Source organism: Amycolatopsis sp. NPDC049691, assembly GCF_040675005.1.
Taxonomy (GTDB): domain Bacteria; phylum Actinomycetota; class Actinomycetes; order Mycobacteriales; family Pseudonocardiaceae; genus Amycolatopsis.
Genome location: NZ_JBFANX010000005.1, coordinates 41,181 through 59,113 on the forward strand (window position 1 = coordinate 41,181; position 17,933 = coordinate 59,113).

At 70.8% G+C, this 17,933-nt stretch carries 18 protein-coding genes and 1 riboswitch; of the genes, 7 read left to right on the forward strand and 11 right to left on the reverse strand.

The annotated features are described in order from the left end of the window. Positions 1-50: 50 nt before the first annotated feature. Positions 51-977 carry a TIGR03621 family F420-dependent LLM class oxidoreductase gene (locus AB0J40_RS12725; RefSeq protein WP_364451497.1) on the forward strand — a complete coding sequence of 309 codons (927 nt, stop codon included), beginning with the start codon at positions 51-53 and terminating at the stop codon, positions 975-977. On the opposite strand, the gene AB0J40_RS12730 is transcribed toward AB0J40_RS12725, so the two are convergent. Both AB0J40_RS12730 and AB0J40_RS12735 read right to left on the reverse strand, forming a co-directional pair. Next, complete coding sequence (locus AB0J40_RS12730) at positions 974-1,615, reverse strand: NAD(P)H-binding protein (RefSeq protein ID WP_364451499.1); 642 nt, start codon at positions 1,613-1,615, stop codon at positions 974-976. The genes AB0J40_RS12725 and AB0J40_RS12730 overlap by 4 nt on opposite strands. A gap of 142 nt (positions 1,616-1,757) precedes the next feature. Then, positions 1,758-2,876, reverse strand: coding sequence for a hypothetical protein (locus AB0J40_RS12735; RefSeq protein WP_364451501.1), 1,119 nt, complete (start codon positions 2,874-2,876; stop codon positions 1,758-1,760). A 197-nt stretch (positions 2,877-3,073) separates the two neighbouring features. Here AB0J40_RS12735 and AB0J40_RS12740 point away from each other — a divergent pair, with 197 nt between their 5' ends. The 5 genes from AB0J40_RS12740 (at position 3,074) to AB0J40_RS12760 (ending at position 5,287) form a co-directional block, all read left to right on the forward strand. Beyond that, complete coding sequence (locus tag AB0J40_RS12740) at positions 3,074-3,202, forward strand: hypothetical protein (RefSeq protein WP_364451504.1); 129 nt, start codon at positions 3,074-3,076, stop codon at positions 3,200-3,202. Positions 3,203-3,216: 14 nt separating this feature from the next. Continuing rightward, positions 3,217-3,822 (forward strand): 50S ribosomal protein L25/general stress protein Ctc, encoded by a 606-nt coding sequence (locus AB0J40_RS12745; protein ID WP_364451507.1) that lies wholly within the window; start codon positions 3,217-3,219, stop codon positions 3,820-3,822. A gap of 9 nt (positions 3,823-3,831) precedes the next feature. Further along, positions 3,832-4,425 carry an aminoacyl-tRNA hydrolase gene (pth, locus tag AB0J40_RS12750; RefSeq protein ID WP_331657871.1) on the forward strand — a complete coding sequence of 198 codons (594 nt, stop codon included), beginning with the start codon at positions 3,832-3,834 and terminating at the stop codon, positions 4,423-4,425. Between the two features lie 21 nt (positions 4,426-4,446). Further along, complete coding sequence (locus AB0J40_RS12755) at positions 4,447-4,761, forward strand: DivIVA domain-containing protein (RefSeq protein ID WP_364451510.1); 315 nt, start codon at positions 4,447-4,449, stop codon at positions 4,759-4,761. A 169-nt stretch (positions 4,762-4,930) separates the two neighbouring features. Further along, a complete protein-coding gene (locus tag AB0J40_RS12760; RefSeq protein WP_364451513.1) occupies positions 4,931-5,287 on the forward strand; it encodes a DivIVA domain-containing protein in 357 nt (118 codons plus the stop codon). Positions 5,288-5,352: 65 nt separating this feature from the next. Here AB0J40_RS12760 and AB0J40_RS12765 read toward each other — a convergent pair whose 3' ends face one another. From AB0J40_RS12765 to metG, 9 genes are all read right to left on the reverse strand, one after another. Continuing rightward, positions 5,353-7,041, reverse strand: coding sequence for a fatty acyl-AMP ligase (locus tag AB0J40_RS12765; RefSeq protein ID WP_364451515.1), 1,689 nt, complete (start codon positions 7,039-7,041; stop codon positions 5,353-5,355). A gap of 24 nt (positions 7,042-7,065) precedes the next feature. Continuing rightward, positions 7,066-7,656 carry a (d)CMP kinase gene (locus AB0J40_RS12770; protein ID WP_364451517.1) on the reverse strand — a complete coding sequence of 197 codons (591 nt, stop codon included), beginning with the start codon at positions 7,654-7,656 and terminating at the stop codon, positions 7,066-7,068. Then, positions 7,653-9,416, reverse strand: a complete 1,764-nt coding sequence (locus AB0J40_RS12775; protein WP_364451519.1) for an ABC-F family ATP-binding cassette domain-containing protein — start codon at positions 9,414-9,416, stop codon at positions 7,653-7,655. Before AB0J40_RS12775 ends, AB0J40_RS12770 begins: the two co-directional genes overlap by 4 nt. Before the next feature lie 40 nt (positions 9,417-9,456). Beyond that, positions 9,457-10,419, reverse strand: coding sequence for a 4-(cytidine 5'-diphospho)-2-C-methyl-D-erythritol kinase (locus AB0J40_RS12780; RefSeq protein WP_364451522.1), 963 nt, complete (start codon positions 10,417-10,419; stop codon positions 9,457-9,459). A 132-nt stretch (positions 10,420-10,551) separates the two neighbouring features. Then, positions 10,552-11,562, reverse strand: a complete 1,011-nt coding sequence (locus AB0J40_RS12785; protein ID WP_364451525.1) for an ATP-binding cassette domain-containing protein — start codon at positions 11,560-11,562, stop codon at positions 10,552-10,554. Between the two features lie 209 nt (positions 11,563-11,771). Further along, positions 11,772-11,862, reverse strand: a riboswitch (SAM riboswitch). Positions 11,863-11,989: 127 nt separating this feature from the next. Then, on the reverse strand, positions 11,990-12,826 hold the full coding sequence (rsmA, locus tag AB0J40_RS12790) for a 16S rRNA (adenine(1518)-N(6)/adenine(1519)-N(6))-dimethyltransferase RsmA (RefSeq protein WP_364451528.1): 837 nt from the start codon (positions 12,824-12,826) through the stop codon (positions 11,990-11,992). Positions 12,827-12,928: 102 nt separating this feature from the next. Next, positions 12,929-14,350, reverse strand: coding sequence for a transglycosylase family protein (locus AB0J40_RS12795; protein ID WP_364451531.1), 1,422 nt, complete (start codon positions 14,348-14,350; stop codon positions 12,929-12,931). A 209-nt stretch (positions 14,351-14,559) separates the two neighbouring features. After that, positions 14,560-15,396: a TatD family hydrolase gene (locus AB0J40_RS12800; RefSeq protein ID WP_364451534.1), complete on the reverse strand. Its 837-nt coding sequence runs from the start codon at positions 15,394-15,396 to the stop codon at positions 14,560-14,562. A gap of 9 nt (positions 15,397-15,405) precedes the next feature. Beyond that, the gene (metG, locus tag AB0J40_RS12805; protein ID WP_364451537.1) at positions 15,406-17,202 is read right to left on the reverse strand and encodes a methionine--tRNA ligase; all 1,797 of its coding nucleotides are present in this window, start codon (positions 17,200-17,202) and stop codon (positions 15,406-15,408) included. A gap of 52 nt (positions 17,203-17,254) precedes the next feature. On the opposite strand from metG, the gene AB0J40_RS12810 reads away from it, so the two are divergent. Continuing rightward, positions 17,255-17,854 carry a PadR family transcriptional regulator gene (locus AB0J40_RS12810; RefSeq protein WP_364451539.1) on the forward strand — a complete coding sequence of 200 codons (600 nt, stop codon included), beginning with the start codon at positions 17,255-17,257 and terminating at the stop codon, positions 17,852-17,854. The last annotated feature ends 79 nt before the right edge of the window (positions 17,855-17,933 follow it).

Below are 17,933 nucleotides of genomic sequence, written 5' to 3' on the forward strand. Positions count from 1 at the left end.
GGCGCGAAACTCCGCGCCCGGCGGGGGTTGCCGGCGCTAGCGTCGCCGGCATGGGGAACTTCAAGTTCGGCGTCAGCCTCCGCGAAATCGGCAGCCGGGACGCCTGGATCGCCAAGTGCCGCCGGGTCGAAGAGCTCGGCTACGACGTCATCACCGTGCCCGACCACCTCGGCACCGGCCGGTTCGCGCCGTTCCCGGTGCTGGCCATGGCCGGCGCCGTCACCGAGCGGGTGCGGCTGGGCACCCTCGTGTCCAACGTACCCTTCTACAACTTCGCCCTCTTCGCGCGCGAAGCCTCCTCGACGGCCGCGTTGCTCGACGGCCGCCTCGACCTCGGGCTCGGCGCCGGGCACATGAAGAGCGAGTTCGACGCCGCCGGCATCCCTTGGCAGAACGCCGCGACCCGGATCGGCTACCTCGAAGAGAGCCTCGGCTACCTGCGGAAACACTTCGAGGACGAAGGCATCGACCACCCGCCGCTGCTCATCGCGGGCAACAGCGACGGGGTCCTGGAACTGGCCGCCGAGCACGCGGACGTCGTCGGGTTCGGCGGGCTCCGGCAGCAGCCCGGGAAGCCGCCGGGCACCTTCAAGCTCGACAACGCCGAGGCGATGGACGAGCGCGTCGCATACTTCCGTTCGAAGACCAGCCGCGATCCCGAGTACAACATGCTGGTCCAGCACGTCGAGGTCACCGACGACCGGCAGAAGGCCGCCGAGGCGTGGCACGAGCTGACCGAGCGCAGCGCCGTGCCGGACGCCCGGGAGCTCCTCGACGCGCCCCAGCTCCTGCTGGGCACGGTCGAGGAGATCGCCGGACAGCTCGAGACCCGGCGCGAACGCTATGGCTTCTCCTACATCACGGTCTTCGAGCCGTTCTTCGAGACCTTCGCGCCCGTACTGAAAGAACTTCAGTGCCAAACCGAGGCTTCGCCTCGGGCCGGGGGCTCCGCCACCCGGACCCCCGAAAGCCCTTAGTAAGCGACGGTGAACCGCGCGCGGCGGTGCTTCGGCTGCTCGATCTCGTCGACGTACGCGATCGCGAAGTCGTCACCGCCGATGTGCGACTTGCCGTTCTCGTCGGTCAGCAGGACGTCGCCGCCGATCCGGAACTCGCCCCGGCGCTCACCGGGCGCCCAGGCCCCGAACTCGGCGGCGGGGCTGACGTAGAACCAGTCGAGGTCCTCGGGCTGCTCGCGCAGCAGAGCGAGCACCTCGGCGTGGCTGCCGGCCTCGTCCTTGTACTCGTCGGGGAATTCCGGGGTGTCGAACAGCCGCGGGCCGCCCTCGGCGACCAGCAGGCTCGCCGCACCGCCCACGAACGACAGCCGCACGCCGTTCTCGCGCGCGATCCGGACGAGCGACGGCACGGCGTTGATCAGCTTCTTGCCGTCGATCGCGCGGGCCGGGGTGGCGACCACGAACACGTCGGCGTCCTTCGCCAGGCTCGCGACGAACTCCTCGTCGTGCAGGGAGCCCTGCCGCTCGTCGACGCCCTCGGGCGCCGAGCCCGCGTGGCGCGCGACCCCGACGACCTCGTGCCCGCGGCGCAGCGCCTCGGCGCCGATCTTGCCCCCGGCGTACCCGGTGCCCCCGAAAATGACCAGCTTGGCCATGTCTGTTCTCCGTTCGTCTCGGCTGTGCCCACACTTCTTGAGCGGGGTGTGGGGGCCGCGCCCCCACAAAGCAGAGCCGATGCTAAGAACGGAAGATCACCTACTTCAACGGAAGCAACGCACCCCCGGGTAGGTGTCCAGGTCAGCCGCCCAGGCCCGCGAACTCTTCCGCGACCTTCTGCTTCACGGCGTTGACGTCGAGCGCCGCGCGGACCTCCGCGGTCGCGTTCGGCTTGGACAGCACCTGGTAGCTCGCGGTGCGGTTCGGCAGCTTGAACTTGACCGTGCAGGACATCTTGACCGTCGCGTACGGCTCGGCGTCGGCCGCCGTCGTGCAGGTCTGCGAGCCGAGCGAATCGGCGCTCACCTCGACGGAGAGGTTGATGTGCACGACGCTCTTCCCGCCCGAGGACGGCGACCCGACCACGCTGTTCGAGACGTCGACGGTCGTCGTGCAGGAGCCGACGAAGTCCTTGCAGTCGAGGTTGTCGTTCGTGACGACGGCGCTGGCCTGCACCAGCCCTTCGAACGGCTGGCCCAGCCCGCCGACGGTGTTGTCGAGGTCGGTGTGGAACCTCTTGAGCGCGTCGCCGGCGAGCGGCTCGACGCGGAACTCGGCGCCGAACTTCGGGCCGGCCTGCGGGTCGAGCAGCGCCGGGGCGAAGCTGACGACCCGGTTCGGCTTGGCCGTGGTGACGCGCAGGACGCTGGGCGCGGCGCCGAGCTGGTAGACCTCGGTGCCGTCCGGGAGCTTCGCCTTGACCGGGTCGCCCAGCCGGTCGAGGCCGGGCAGCGCCTTGCGGAGCCCGTCGGCCAGCGCCTTCGGGGCGAACCGCGCGGCCGGGTCGAGGGGCAGCTCGGAGCCGAGGGAACGCACCCAGCTCGTGCCGAACTGCGTGCCCTCGTCGATGGCGTGCGCCTTCCAGTAGTCGGCGTCGGCCTGGAGGTAGAACTGCCCCGCGGCGGCGGTCACCTGGACGACCCGGCCCTCCAGCGGCAGCCCGCCGAGCGCGTTGCCGCCGCGGGTGACGCGGAACTGCTGCTCGGCGCCATTGGTCGCGGACTTCAGGGCGAGCGCGGGCGCCTGGCCCAGCGCGGTGAGGGCGGCGTCGACCGCGGTGCGCTGCTCGGCGCGCCGGTCGGCCGTCTGCTGCCCGGCCGCGGAGACCCCGGCGGTGCCGGGGACCGCCACCTGGCAGCCGGCCAGCAGTCCGCCCAGCAGCAGCACCGCCGCCGCGGTCGTGGCCCGTCGAGCCCGCATCTTCCGCCCCCTGCTCTCCCGCTGTACCCGAGGACACCTCGGCCGGTGAAGTCCCGCCACCGGATTTGTGTCGTCACGCACCGGGGTTCAGGAGGGTTCTAGCCTGGGCCGGGCCCCCGCCGCAACCCACCGTGATGAGGTTGGTTTACACTCTTGAGGTTGTCTCGGCGAGGCGGGGCCCTTCTGGGGTGCCCGGCGTGATCGACGCGGCGGCTCGAGAAGCCCCCGTCGTCGTGCACGCCCGGAAACTCGCCGCCGAACGCAACCGCCTGAGCAAAACAAAGACCGGCTTTCCCCGCCGCAGCATGCTGTCTGTCTTGATTTGAAGGAGTGCCACACCGTGTCCGAGGTACGTCTGTCCGTCGAGCCGCGCACCGAGTTCGGCAAGGGCGCCGCGCGCCGCACGCGTCGCGCCGGCAAGATCCCCGCCGTTCTCTACGGCCACGGCTCGGACCCGCGGCACTTCGCGCTGCCGGCCATCGAGTTCGCCCGCGTCGTGCGCGAGAACGGCTCGAACGCCGTCATCACCCTGGACCTGGAGGGCGCCAGCGAGCTGGCCCTGACCAAGACCATCGTGGTGCACCCGCTGAAGAACTACATCGAGCACGTCGACCTGCTGGTCGTCAAGCGCGGCGAGAAGGTCACCGTCGACGTCCCCGTCGTCGTGACCGGCGCCCCGGCCCCCGGCGGTCTGGTCAACCAGGACGTCGACACCCTGCAGGTCGAGGTCGAGGCCCTGCACATCCCGGAGCAGTTCGAGGTCTCGATCGAGGGCGCCGAGGTCGGCACCCAGATCCTGGCGGGCCAGGTCGAGCTGCCCAAGGGCGCGACCCTGGTGACCGACGCCGAGGCGCTCGTCGTGGCCGTCAACGAGCCGCAGCGTGAAGAGACCGGCGAGGAAGAGGCCGGCGAGTCCGGCGAAGAGTCGGCCGAAGCCGCCGAATAACCTTTCCGTATGACGGAGGACCTGCCCGGGGCCGGCGAGCTGATCCTGCTCGCCGGCCTCGGCAATCCCGGACCCCAGTACGCCGGAAACCGCCACAACGTCGGGTTCATGGTGCTGGACGAGCTCGCCGCCCGGATCGGCGGCAAGTTCAAGGCGCACAAGACCGGCGGCGAGGTGCTCGAAGGCCGGCTGGCCGGCCGCCGCGTCGTGCTGGTGAAGCCGCGGTCGTACATGAACCTCTCCGGCGGGCCGGTGGTCGGCGCGGCGCGGTTCTACAAGGTGCCGCCGTCCGGCGTGGTCGTGGTGCACGACGAGCTGGACGTCGACTTCGGCGCGCTGAAGCTGAAGTTCGGCGGCGGCGACAACGGCCACAACGGGCTCCGCTCGATCACGAAGTCGCTCGGCACCCGTGACTACTACCGGGTCCGGTTCGGCATCGGCCGCCCGCCCGGCCGCCAGGACCCGGCGGACTTCGTCCTGAAGGACTTCTCGACGGTCGAGCGCAAGGAGCTCCCGTTCGAGGTGGACCGCTGCGCGGACGCGACCGAGGCCCTGGTCGGCACCGGTCTCGCGGCCGCGCAGAACGCCTTCCATGCCGGCTGACATCGGTGGCAAGGTGAGCTCATGACCCCTGACGAAGTCCGGGCGATCGCGTTCGGCAAACCCCGCTTCGGCCGGCGCGGCTACAACGAGGACGAGGTCGACGCGTTCCTCGACCTGATCGCCGAGGCGCTGTCCGGCCGCAACATCCTGACCGCCGACGACATCCACTACGTCGAGTTCACGATCATGCCGGTCGGTATGCGTTCCTACGACCAGGCCCAGGTCGACCTGTTCCTCGACGAGGCCGAGGCCGCGTTGGTGGAGCTGCGCAACCCGCGGCCGGCGGTCGAGGAGCGGCGTCCGCAGGGCCCGAAGAAGTGGTTCGGCCGGTCCTGACGCTGTGAGTCCGGCCACACAGCGCTGGGTAGTCCCGCCTCACTCGATGGCGGATACGGGCCGCCCGTCGGGGTGAGCTTCGGGGTCTGACCCTTCCGGGGGAACCCGTTCCCGGGTTAGGACGGTGTACGGGAGTTCGCACCGCCAAACCCCGGAATCGGAGAGTTCCATGTCGTTCACCGCCGAAGACCTCGCCGAGGTCACCTTCGGTAACGCCCCGATCGGCCGCCGTGGCTACGCGAAGCACGAGGTCGACGAGTTCGTCCGGCGCATCGCCAAGACGATCGCCGACGAGGACGACCTGACCGCCGCCGAAGTGCACCACGTGGTGTTCGCGAAGCCGCTGATCGGCAAGCGCGGCTACGACGAGAAGGAGGTCGACGACTTCCTCGACCGGGTGGAGGACCAGCTGGCTGCCCGCACGGGCCACGCCCCGGACCTCCCGGGCGCCCGCACCGCGTCGGAAGCCACGGCCGAGCGCGCCACCCCGCCGACCCTGCGCGCGGAGCGCCTCCAGCAGCGCTAGCCCCCAGCGCCCCATGTGGCCTTGGTTGCGTCAGACGTCCCGAAGGCCACATTGGGGCGCTCTGGCTAGGCGTCCGCGTTCTTCTTGATCTTGTCCGCGAACTGCTGGGCCGTCGCCGCGCGCTTGACCTTGCCCGACGGCGTCTTCGGCAGGCTCCCCGCCGGCAGCACCACCACCGCGTACGGCCGCATGTCCACGGCGTCGCGGACCCGCGCCGAGACCTGCTTCATCAGCTTCTTCTCGGCCTCGGCGTCGCCCGCCAGCTTCGACTCCACGACCACCGCGAACCGCTCGCGGCGGCTGCCCGCGTCCAGCCGGACCGCCACCGCGTTGCCCGCCCGGACGCCCTCGACCGACGTCGCCGCGCGCTCGATGTCCGTCGGGTACAGGTTGCGGCCGCCCATGATGATGACGTCCTTGCGGCGGCCGCAGATGACGATCTGGCCGTCCACCAGGTACCCGAGGTCGCCGGTGCTCAGCCAGCCCTCGTCGTCCTGGGTCGCGACCGGGCCCTCCATGGTCAGGTACCCGGGCGTCACGGCTTCGCCGCGCAGCCGGATCTCGCCGACCTCGCGGTCGCCGACCCGCGCCCCCGCTTCGTTGACGATCTCCGCTTCCAGCCCGTCCAGCGGACGGCCGAGCAGCGCGAACGACCGGACGCTGTCGGTCCCGCGCCGCGGGTCGCCCTCGGGCACCGGCACCGCGCGGTTGTCGGCTTCCAGCGCGTCGGCTTCGACGACGTCGAGCGTCAGCCCGGTGAACAGCGGCGCGAACGACACCGCGAGCGTCGCCTCGGCCATGCCGTAAGCCGGGAAAACGCATTCCGCGGGCATCTTGAACCGCGCCCCGGCGTCCACAAAGGTCTGGACGGCGGTCTCGTCGATGGGCTCGGCGCCGTTGAGGGCGATGCGCAGCTTCGAGAGGTCGTAGGCGTTTTCGTCGTCGACGCGGGCCATCCGGCGCCCGACGATGGCGTAGGCGAAGTTCGGCGCGGCCGTCGTCGTGCCGCCGTACTTGGTGATCAGCTCCGGCCAGATCAACGGCCCCGAAAGGAACTCGACGGGCGTGATCTTGACGAGCTCGACGCCGAAGGTCATCGGCACGGTCAGGAAGCCGACCATGCCCATGTCGTGGAAGGTCGGCAGCCAGGACACCATGACGTCGACGTCGAAGTCGAACTCCGCGCGGTCGACCATGGCCTTGACGTTGGAGTACAGGTTCCCGTAGGTGATCCGCACGGCCTTGGGGTCGGCGGTCGAGCCGCTGGTGAGTTGCAGTAGGGCGGTCTCGCCCTCGTCGGTGACGACGACGTCGGCCAGTGGCTCGGCCTTCGTGAGGTCCGTGATGAGCTTGAACCCGATGCCCTTTTCTTCGAGCACGGGCGCGAGCTGGTCGAAGGGCTCGCCCAGGAGCACGAGGTCCGACCCGATCATCCCGAGCACGCGCACGGTGTCTTCGGCCCACTCGGCGAGATCGGTGCGCGGGGTGGGCTGGTGCAGCATGGTGACGCTGCCCCCGGCGAGCCAGACGGCCTGCACGGTGGGCGCGATCAACACGGGAGCGGCGGCGAGCACCCCGACGGCGGTGCCCCGCTCGAACCCGCCGGCGACGAGCCCGCCGGCGATCCGCCGGGCTTCTTCGTGCACTTCGGCCCAGGTCCGCCGGACCGGCTCCTTGGGCTCCCCGGTGACCATGCCACGCTGCTGACCCCGCCCCGCCGCGGTGGCGACGAGCGTGTCCACGAACCTGCTCATGGAGCAGACATTACTGTCTCGCCGTCAACATCCGCCGACCAAGGCGGAAACGGGACCCGCGAGCCACCGGTCGACTTGGCGCTGCCCCCGCAGCCGCACGACGACGAGATCGGGGTGGCGGTTCTCCTCGATGACCTTGCGGACCCGCGCGCGCATGATCGGGTGGTACCGCCACGCGACGCGGACGATGTGCTCCCGGTCGGTGAAGAACGTGTGCAGCGGCCCTTCCACGTTCTCCCCGGCGATCTTCGAGCCCCGCCCGAAGCGGCGCAGCAGCGTGCGCCGGACGACCCGGGACGCCGTCAGCGCACGCGGGTGGTCGAGCCACACCAGCACGTCGAGGCGGGCGGTCATCCGCTCGCGGACCGCCTCGCCCTGCCACTCGATGGCCCAGACGTCGTTCTCCAGGTACTCGAGGACGTCGGCCTGCCAGGTCTCCCGCACCGTCCAGCCGGGCCCGTGGAAGAACGATTCGAACTCGACGTACGGCACCCCAAGTCGCTCGCAGAGCGTCCGCGCGAGGGTCGACTTGCCCGATCCGGCCGGGCCCGCCACCGCGATCCGCCGCAGCTGCCGCACGCCGAGGGGCTCGTCGGGCCCGATCACCCTGGTCATTCCAGCAGCTCGGACGTCTCCAGCCAGCGGCCCTCGACGTCCTCGATCTCGCCCTGGACGCCCTTCAGCTCCGCGTTCAGCTCCATCAGCTTCGCCGGGTCCGTCGCCGCCTCCAGCAACGATGCGTGGAGCTTCTCTTCCTTCGCGTGCAGCTGGTCCAGCTTGCGCTCCAGCCGCCCCAGTTCCTTCTGGGCCGCGCGCAGGTCCGCCGCCGACTTCTTCGCCGAAACCTTCTCCGCGGACGGTGCCGGGCCCGCCGCCGGGACGCTCGCCGCTCGGCGGTTCAGGTACTCCTCGATCCCGCCCGGCAGGTGCGTGATCCGGCCGTCGCCGAAGAGGGCGACGATCGTGTCGCACACCCTCTCCACCAGGTAGCGGTCGTGCGACACCACGACCATCGTGCCCGGCCAGCCGTCGAGGAGGTCCTCCAGCTGCTGGAGCGTGTCGATGTCCAGGTCGTTCGTCGGTTCGTCGAGCAGCAGCACGTTCGGCTCGGCCATCAGCAGCCGGCACAGCTGGAGCCGGCGGCGCTCGCCGCCCGAGAGGTCCTCGACGGGCGTCCACTGGCGGGCCGCCGGGAAGCCGAGCTTCTCGCCCAGCTGCGACGCCGTCATCTCCTGCTTGCCGAACACCACGCGCCCGGCCACCTGCTCGATCGCCTGCAGCACGCGCAGGTCGCCGGGCAGGTCGTCGAGCTCCTGGCGCAGGTGGGCGAGCGCCACCGTCTTGCCCTCGATCCGGCGGCCGGTCGACGGCTCGACGTCCCCGCCGAGCAGCTTCAGCAGCGATGTCTTGCCCGAGCCGTTCACCCCGACCAGGCCGATCCGGTCGCCCGGGCCGATCCGCCAGGTGACGTGGTCGAGCAGCTTCCGCTCGCCCACCTGGTAGGTCGTGTCTTCCAGTTCCAGCACGGTCTTGCCGAGCCGCCGCTTGGCGAACGCCTGCAGCTCGACGGAGTCGCGCGGCGGCGGCACGTCGGCGATCAGCGCTTCGGCCGCTTCGACGCGGTAGCGCGGCTTCGACGAGCGCGCCTGCGGGCCGCGGCGCAGCCACGCCAGCTCCTTGCGGGCCAGGTTCTGCCGCTTCTCCTCGGCCGTCGCGGCCAGGCGCGCCCGCTCGGCGCGCGCGAAGATCCAGTCCGCGTAACCGCCTTCGTACTGCTCGACGCGGCCGTTCGCGACCTCCCACGTCAGCGTCGCGACGGTGTCGAGGAACCACCGGTCGTGCGTCACGACCACGACGGCGATCCGCCGCGCGAGCAGGTGGTCGGCGAGCCAGCGGACACCCTCGACGTCCAGGTGGTTGGTCGGCTCGTCGAGCACGACCAGGTCGAGCTCGCCGGTCAGGGCGGCGGCCAGCGAGACGCGGCGCCGCTCGCCACCGGAGAGGTTCGCGGTCGGCGTGTCCAGCCCGATCGCGGTGATCCCGAGACCGTCCACAATGGACCGCACGCGGGCGTCGGCCGCCCACTCGTGCTCGGCGCCGTAGCGTTCCAGGACGACGTCGCCGACCGTGCTGGCGGCCGGCAGCTCGGTGCGCTGGGTGACCACCGCCATCCGCAGGTCGCGAACATGGCTCACCCGCCCGGAATCCGGCTCGGCGAGTCCGGAAAGGACTTCCAGCAGGGTGGTCTTGCCACCGCCGTTGAGACCGACGACGCCGATGCGCTGCCCGGCCGCGACGCCCAGCGACACGCCGTCCAGGAGCGGGCGAACCCCGTAGGACTTGCTCACCGCCTCCAGGTTGACCAGGTTGGCCATCCGGATCCTTTCCTCAGTAACAGAAGTCCACAGTGGACGATCAGGCGTGCACGCGCGGCGGGGCGGGCCGCGGCGCGTCGTCGCCGCCGACGACGCGGGCGCCCGGGACCGGGCCGTGCGCCACCCGGACCGTGCGGCACACCCCCGCGCCCGACAGCTCGGCCGCGACTTCGACCGCCGACTGCGCGTCTTCGCAAAGGAACGCGCACGTCGGGCCCGAGCCGGAGACCGTTCCGGCGAGCGCGCCCGCGTTGACGCCGGCGCGCAGCGTGCGGCGCAGGCCCGGGCGCAGCGAGACCGCCGCCGCCTGGAGGTCGTTGCCCAGCAGCAGCGCCAGCTGCCGCGGGTCGCCCGAGGCCAGCGCCTCGACGACCGGGGTGTGCGAGCCGATCCGCGGCGGGTTGCCGTCGGCGCGCAGCCGGTCGAGCTCGCCGAACACCTTCGGCGTCGACAGGCCGCGCTCGTCGAAGGCGAGCACCCAGTGAAAGGTGTGCCGGGAGAGCACCGGGACCAGCCGCTCGCCGCGCCCGGTGCCCAGCGCGGTGCCGCCGTAGAGCGCGAACGGGACGTCGCTGCCCAGGCCGGCGGCGATCTCGGCGAGCTCGTCACGCGTGACGTCGAGGTTCCACAGGCTCGCCAGCCCGACCAGGGTCGCGGCCGCGTCGGCACTGCCGCCCGCCATGCCGCCCGCGACCGGGATGCCCTTGCGCAGCACCACGCGGACCTTCGGCTCGCCACTGCGCCCGACGTGCGCGGACAGCGCTTCGACCGCGCGCCAGGCCAGGTTCTCGGGGCCGGTCGGGACCGCGCCCTCGCCCTCGCCGTAGATCTCCAGCCCCGGCTCTTCGGTGACGGCGACGGTCACCTCGTCGGTCAGCGACAGGGCCTGGAACACGGTCACCAGCTCGTGGTAACCGTCTTCGCGCAGGTCGTCGACCGCCAGGTGCAGGTTGACCTTGGCCGGGACCCGGACGGTGACTGGGGGCGGAACTACGGCGAGCACCCGACCAGCCTACGTGGCCGCGAAAACGCCCCGATGCGACCTGCGCATCGGGGCGGTTCCGACGGTGACAACCGGGGCTCCGCCCCGGGCCGGGGGCTCCGCCACCCGGAACCCCCGAAAGCGACGTTCAGCTCAAGCCGCGACACCCTGGGGGCCGCGGGCGGTGTGCGTCACGTGGCCGCCGCGCTCGGCGACCCACGCCAGGGCCGCGTCGGCGCGCTCGCCGCGGACGCCGAGGCGGAAGCGCCCGACCGGGGTGTCGCCGATCCGGGTCAGGCCGCCGCCGATGGTGGCGAACTCGACGTCGAAGCGGCCCGCCGCCTCGGGCAGCAGCGCGCCGACCGACGCGAAGCCGACCAGCACGACGTCGACCGAGCGGTCGTAGCGCGACGACTGCGCGCGCGTGGTCTCGATGGCGGGCAGCAGCGCCTGCGCGGTGCGGCTGGCCGGGTTCGAGATCAGGTCGAGCACCGTGCCGCGCTCGACGACGGTGCCGTCTTCGAGCACCGCGACGTCGTCGCAGACCCGGCGGACCACGCCGGCGTCCGGCGTCGTGACGACGACGGTGGTGCCCAGCTCGGAGCGGGCGCGGTCGAGCACGGTGAGCACCGAGCCCGCCTCCTCCGGGTCGACGCCGGCCGTCGGGTCGTCGGCCAGGAGCACGGCGGGCGCCGCCGCGAGGGCCTTCGCGACCGCGACGCGGCGGAGCTGACCCTCGGTGAGCTCGCCGGGACGCTGCGTCGCGCGCTGCGTCAGGCCGACCAGGTCGAGCAGCGAGCCGACCCGGCTGCGGCGCTGCGGGCCGTCGACGCCGAGCTGCTCGAGCGGGGAGGCGATGTTGCCGGCGATGGTGCGTTCGGCGATCAGCTCCGGCTTCGTCGAGACGACGCCGAGCTGGCGGCGGATCTCCCGCAGGCGGCGGCCGTCGAGGGTGCCGGTGTTGAGGCCGTCGAGCCGGACGACGCCGCGGTCGGGCCGCTCCTGCAGCGCGATGCACCGGGCGAGGACGGACTTGCCCGACCCGGCGGGGCCGACCACGCCGAACAGCGAGCCGGCCTGGACGTCGACACTCACGTCCCGCAGGGCGATGACCGAATTTCCGTTGGTGGCAAAGGTTTTGGACAGGTTTTCGACGGTGATCACGAAGGCTCCAGAAAACGGGGTGCGCGCAGTGCGCGGCACCCGGCCGCAAGCAAGGTCCGTCCGTTGTGGACGGTGCGTGAAGAAGAGGTGGACCGGCTACGACTGGCTCAGTGGGAGCGTCGACATGCGGTCACGGAGCGGCGGCCTTCGTCGACTACGCGACGCCTGGTCAGGAGCAGGGGGCGAGCTACCCTCTTCATCGGAAACGGCCTCCATCGGTCCTGGCGGTAGCACCTGCCCTGTGGAGGGTGGTTGCTGCGACTTCGGCGAGCCAGGTCTCTCAGTCGCTCGGGATGGACGCTTCCGAGTAAAGCCGATCCCGAGGAGCGAAAGCAAGCCCGTTGGCCCAGATCACACGAGTGGCGGTGTCCGAATGGCGGGATCACCGGCGTGGGAGGGGTATTTTCACCGCCTCCACTGTGGATTGCTAACGCGCGGCGGCGATCCGGGCGAAGTCGTGCACGTCCAGCTGTTCACCACGGGTCTTGGGGTCGATCCCGGCGGCGGTGAGCAGTTCCCCGGCGCGCTCGGCGGAGCCCGCCCAGCCCGCGAGCGCGGCGCGGAGGGTCTTCCTGCGTTGCGAGAAGGCGGCGTCGACGAGGCCGAAGAGCCGATCGCGGTCCTCCGACGCCGGAGCGTCACCGCGCTCGAAGGCGACGAGCGCCGAGTCGACGTTGGGCACCGGCCAGAACACCGAGCGCGGCACGGCGGCGACCTTGCGGGCCGGGCCGTACCAGGCGAGCTTGACGCTGGGGACGCCGTAGATCCGGCTGCCGGGGCCGGCGGCCATCCGGTCGGCGACCTCGGTCTGGACCATGACGAGGCCCGACTTCAGCGACGGCACCTCGGCGAGCAGGTGCAGCACGACGGGAACGGCGACGTTGTAGGGCAGGTTGGCGACGAGCGCGGTCGGCTCGCCCAGTTCTTCGCGGGTGACCCGCAGGGCATCGGCCCCGACGACCCGCAGCCGCGCGGCGGCTTCGGGGCCGCGCTCGGCGACGGTCTTGGGCAGCCGCTCGGCGAGCTTGGGATCGATCTCGACGGCGACGACGTGCGCACCGGTGGCGAGCAGCCCGAGGGTGAGCGACCCGAGCCCGGGCCCGACTTCGAGGACAACGTCGTCTTCGGTGACGCCGGCCAGCTCGACGATCCGCCGGACGGTGTTGGGATCGTGCACGAAGTTCTGCCCGAGCTTCTTGGTCGGCCGCACGTCGAGCTCGGCCGCCAGCCCGCGGATCTCGGCAGGTCCCAGCAGTTCAACCACCGGGTGAGCCTACCGAGGCGGCCGGCGCGCGTGGCCGGACGGTCGATCGCACGCGAAACGGCCCCCGTCCACGAAGGACGGGGGCCGCTCCGGAAAGGAAACTCAGGCCTTCTTGCCGCAGACCGGCCAGGCGCTGTAGCCGCCACGCGCGTCGCGGACCTTCTCCGCGATCGCGATCTGCTGCTCGCGCGACGCCTGGTTCGGGTAGGCCGCGTACGCGTCGCCGCCGTAGGCGTCCCACGTGCGCTTGTCGAACTGCAGGCCGCCGTAGTAGCCGTTGCCCGTGTTGATGGCCCAGTTGCCGCCCGACTCGCACTGCGCGATGCGGTCCCACGCGGAGCCGTCGCCGATCGCCGGTGTCGGGGCCTGCTTGGTGCCGACGTGGATGATCTTCGGCTTCGGCTGGGTGATGACCTGCTCGGAGATGCTCTCGCGGGAGACCTCTTTGCCGTTCTTCTGCGTGACCTTGTAGGTCACCATCTTCTCGCCCGGCGTGCCGGGGTCCTCGACCGTGGTCTTGCCCTTGGCGAGGTCCGGGTCGTCGACCTTCTGCTCGGGCGGGTCGATGGACTCCTTCTGGACGACCGTCGAGACGCCGGTGCGGCTGATGTGCACCTCGGCGCCGTCGGTCAGCTTGACGTCCAGGCCGCCCTCGGCCTGGTCCTCCGGGCCCAGGGTGAGCTTGTACTCGCCCAGGAACTCCTTCGTCGTGACCGCGGTCGTCTTCACCTGCTTCGGCGCGTTGGCGCCGTCGTACAGGGTGATGTTCTTGAGGGTCTTGATCTCGACGGTCGCGCCCTGCAGGGGCAGCTCGCCGTCCTTCGGCATCGACATCCACGTGCCGGGCTTGTCGAGCTCGGTCATGCCGAGCTGGCCCAGCGCGTCGCCGAGGTGGGTCGCGCGGACCCAGGAGGTGTGCTCCGCGCCGTCGACGATCATCTTCAGCTGGCGGCCGCGCTCGAGCTTGATGACGCCGCCGTCGCCGACCTCCGCCTGCGGGGACGGGGAGAGCGAGTCGTGCGCGCCCACGGACAGGCCCGCGTCCTCCAGCACCTCGCCGACGGTGTCGCCGAACGAGTGCACGGTGGTCTGCTGGCCGTCGACGTCGACGGTGATGCTCTTGTTCATCGCCAGCGCGGCCGCGCCGCCGCCGGCGACGCTGATCATGACGCTGAGGACGGCGCCCTTGAGGAACCGGCGCTTCCAGACCTTGGTCGTCTGGCGGAGACCCTCGTCCAGAGCCGCACGACGCGCTTCGGGGGAAGCGGTGCGGTCCTCCTCGAGGCCGTCCGGGATGACGATCGGCGGCAGGTACGTCGTCTCCGCGTTGATGAGGCGGATCAGTTCGTCGACGTCGACGTCGATCTCGGCCATCATCGCGTCGGCATCGGGGCCGAGCGCGGCGAGGATGTCCTGCTGCGTGATGTTCGGGTCGTCGGAGAAGTCGAGCTGGCCGTAAGCGGTGTCCTCGTAATGCCGATCGAGGACGGCCGAGCGCGCTCCAGCCTGTCTGCTACCTGTCACCGGGGATCGTTCCCTTTCACGAGGCGGCGGTCGGGGGCGCCGCCTCTACGACTGGGCGTGACGATCGGCAGCTGCTGAGCGCAGTACCGAGCGGCACGATCACGGGACAGTAACGGGTCGCGGCGGGTTGCGCAAACACCCCCCGGAGTGTCGTGATCCCCGTCACTCCATCAGGTGGACGATCAAGGAACACTGTTGTCGCAATGCGTTCAACCCGTTGTGACACTGGGGAGTCGGTAGACCCGCTCGGCGGTGGTCCGGACCGATTCGGCGACTTCGTGGACAGCTTCGCCCCTGAGCGCCGCGAGGTGACGGACGGTGTAGGCAGCGCCGAACGGCTCGTTCGGCCGCCCACGGAACGGGTGGGGGGTCAGAAACGGCGCGTCGGTTTCGACGAGGTACTGATCCGGCGGGCAGAGCCGGGCCGCCTCGTGCAGCCCCTTCGCGTTCTTGAACGTCACCGTTCCCGCGAAGGAAAGGACGTATCCCGCGTCGAGGCACTTGCGGGCCATTTCGGCGTCCCCGGAAAAACAATGGAAGATTACGGCGTTCGGCGCATTCTCTTCGGCCAGGATGCGCAGCACGTCGTCGTGGGCCTCGCGGTCGTGGATCATCAGCGGCTTGTCCAGCCGCTTGGCGAGGTCGATGTGCCAGCGGAACGCCTCCTGCTGGGCGTCGTGCGGCGAGTAGTCCCAGTAGTAGTCGAGGCCGGTCTCGCCGACGGCGACCACCCGGTCGGTCGCGGCCAGGCGCTCCACTTCGGACTTCTCGGCCTCGCCGAACTCCTTGGTCCGCGTCGGGTGGATCGCGACGGCGGCCCAGACTCGGCGGTCCCAGGTCGCCGCCTCGGTGGCCCAGCGCGCGGAGGCGAGGTCGTCCGCGACCGTGACGACGCGGGCGACACCGGCGCGCTCGGCGCGGTCGACCATGGCCGTGACATCGGCCGCGGTGACCGCGCCGCACGCGTCGAGATGGGTGTGCGCGTCCACCACCGACACCGGGAGCCGGTCCGGGACCGGCGGCAGCTCGCGCTTCTCTTCACCCATGCGTACTTCTTACTCCTTGGTGATCGGCGCCCACTCCGGACCGGTCTCGCCGAGCGCCGGGTCGAGCTTGGTGAACAGCGGCGACGGCTTCTGCAGCGGCCGGCCGACCTCGATCGGCGTCGACTCCCACTTCGCCTGCTCGGCCGCGTAGTCGCCGGTCAGGATCGGGTTGACCCGGCCGTCGATGTCGAGGTCGTCGACCTCCTTGAGCTCCGGCTGGGCGGCCCAGACGCCGGTGCCGCCGAGCGCCTCGTGCACCTTCTGCGCCGAGTGCGGCAGGAACGGCGTCAGCAGCGTGTTGGCGTCGCTGACGACCTGCAGCGCGGTGTGCAGCACGGTGTCGCGCCGCGTGGGGTCGTCCTTGAGCTTCCACGGCTCCTGGTCGGAGATGTACTTGTTCGCCGCGGTGACGACCTTCATCGCCTCGCTCGCCGCCAGCTTGAACCGGGACCGGGCCAGGTGCGCACCCGCGGTGTCGAACGCCTTGCGCGACAACGCCTTCAGCTCTTCGTCGGCCGCCGTCGGGGCCTCCGGTCGCGGGATGGCGCCGACGTTCTTGTGCGCCATCGAGATGGACCGGTTGACCAGGTTGCCCCACTCGTTGGCCAGCTCGAAGTTGGTCCGGCGGACGAACTCGTCCCAGGTGAAGTCGGTGTCCTGGGTCTCCGGGCCGGCGACCGAGATGAAGTACCGCAGCGTGTCCGGGCCGAAGTCGCGCAGGAAGTCCTCGACGTAGATCACGCGCCCGCGCGAGGTCGAGAACTTCGAGCCGCTCATGGTGAGGAACTCGCTGGAGACGATCTCGTCGGGCAGGTGCAGGCGGCCGTACTTGCCCGGCTCGCCGCCCTTGTCGCCCTCGCCGTTGTGGCCGAACAGCAGCGCCGGCCAGATCTGGGCGTGGAAGGTGATGTTGTCCTTGCCCATGAAGTAGTACGACCGGGCGTCGGCGTTGTTCCACCACTCCTGCCACGCGTCCGGGTTGCCGGAGCGCCGCGCCCACTCGACGCTGGCCGAGAAGTACCCGATCACCGCGTCGAACCAGACGTAGAACCGCTTCAGCGGCTGGTCGCGCCAGCCGTCGAGGGGGATCTTGACGCCCCAGTCGAGGTCGCGCGTGATCGGCCGCGGCCGCATGTCGTCGATCAGGTTCTTGGTGAAGTTGAGGACGTTCGGGCGCCAGTCGGTCTTGGTCGACAGCCAGTCGCCGAGGGTCTTGGTGAACGCCGGCAGGTCGAGGAAGTAGTGCTCGGTCTCGACGAACTTCGGCGTCTCGCCGTTGATCCGCGACTTCGGGTTGATCAGCTCCGCGGCGTCGAGCTGGTTGCCGCAGTTGTCGCACTGGTCGCCGCGCGCGCCGTCGTACCCGCAGATCGGGCAGGTGCCCTCGACGTAGCGGTCGGGCAGCGTGCGGCCGGTGGACGGGCTGATCGCGCCACGGGTCGTCTTGGGCACGACGTAGCCGTTGCGGTGCAGCGCCAGGAAGATCTGCTGCGTCACCTCGGCGTGGTTGCCGGTCGTGGTGCGCGTGAACAGGTCGTAGGACAAGCCGAGGCCCTGCAGGTCGGCGCCGATCTGGCGGGTGTACTTGTCCGCCGTCTCCTGCGGGGTCGAGTTCTCCTTGTCCGCCTGGACGGTGATCGGGGTGCCGTGTTCGTCGGTCCCGGACACCATGAGCACCCGGTTGCCGGCCATTCGCTGGTAGCGGGAGAAGACGTCGGACGGGACGCCGAATCCGGACACGTGGCCGATGTGGCGGGGGCCGTTGGCGTAGGGCCAGGCCACCGCGGTCAACACAGGGGTGCTCATACCTTATTAGCCTACGGAGGGCGTCACGCGCTTTGTCGAGAGGGAGGCCCGGTTGTCGGCGACACGGTTGCTCGTGCTCGGGGTGGTGCGCATGTACGGCCGCGCGCACGGCTACCAGGTCCGGCGCGAGCTGCTGACCTGGTCGGCGGACAAGTGGGCCAACGTCCAGCCCGGGTCGATCTACCACGCGCTGAAGAAGATGACCGCCGAAGACCTGCTGGAGCAGGTCGACGTCGAACCGGGCGACGGCGGCCCGGACCGCGTCGCCTACCGGCTGACGACCGAGGGCGAGCAGGAGTACCAGGTGCTGCTGTCGAAGGCGCTGTCCGACCCGTCGCTGAACCACCCCGACCTGTCGGCCGCGATCTCGCTGATGACCACCCTGCCGCGCGCGCGGGTGATCAACCTGCTCCGGCACCGGCTGGTGCACCTGGAGGCCGAGCAGCGGCAGGCGGGGCTGATGCTCGAAGAGCTGAAGGTCAACATGGGGCTCGGGACACCGGAGCACGTGGGCGAGCTGTACCGGCTGTGGGGCGGGATCACCGACGCGAGCCTGACCTGGCTGGCGGCACTGATCGCCCGGCTCGAAGCGGGCGAGTACGTGATGGCCGACGAGTCCGGCGAAGCCTTCGGCGAACCGCCTGCCGAGTAATCAAGTTTGACTAGCACATCCTTCTGGGGCAGAGTGTGCGCCTCAGCTAGTCAAGCTTGACTACTTTCGAGAGGGGATT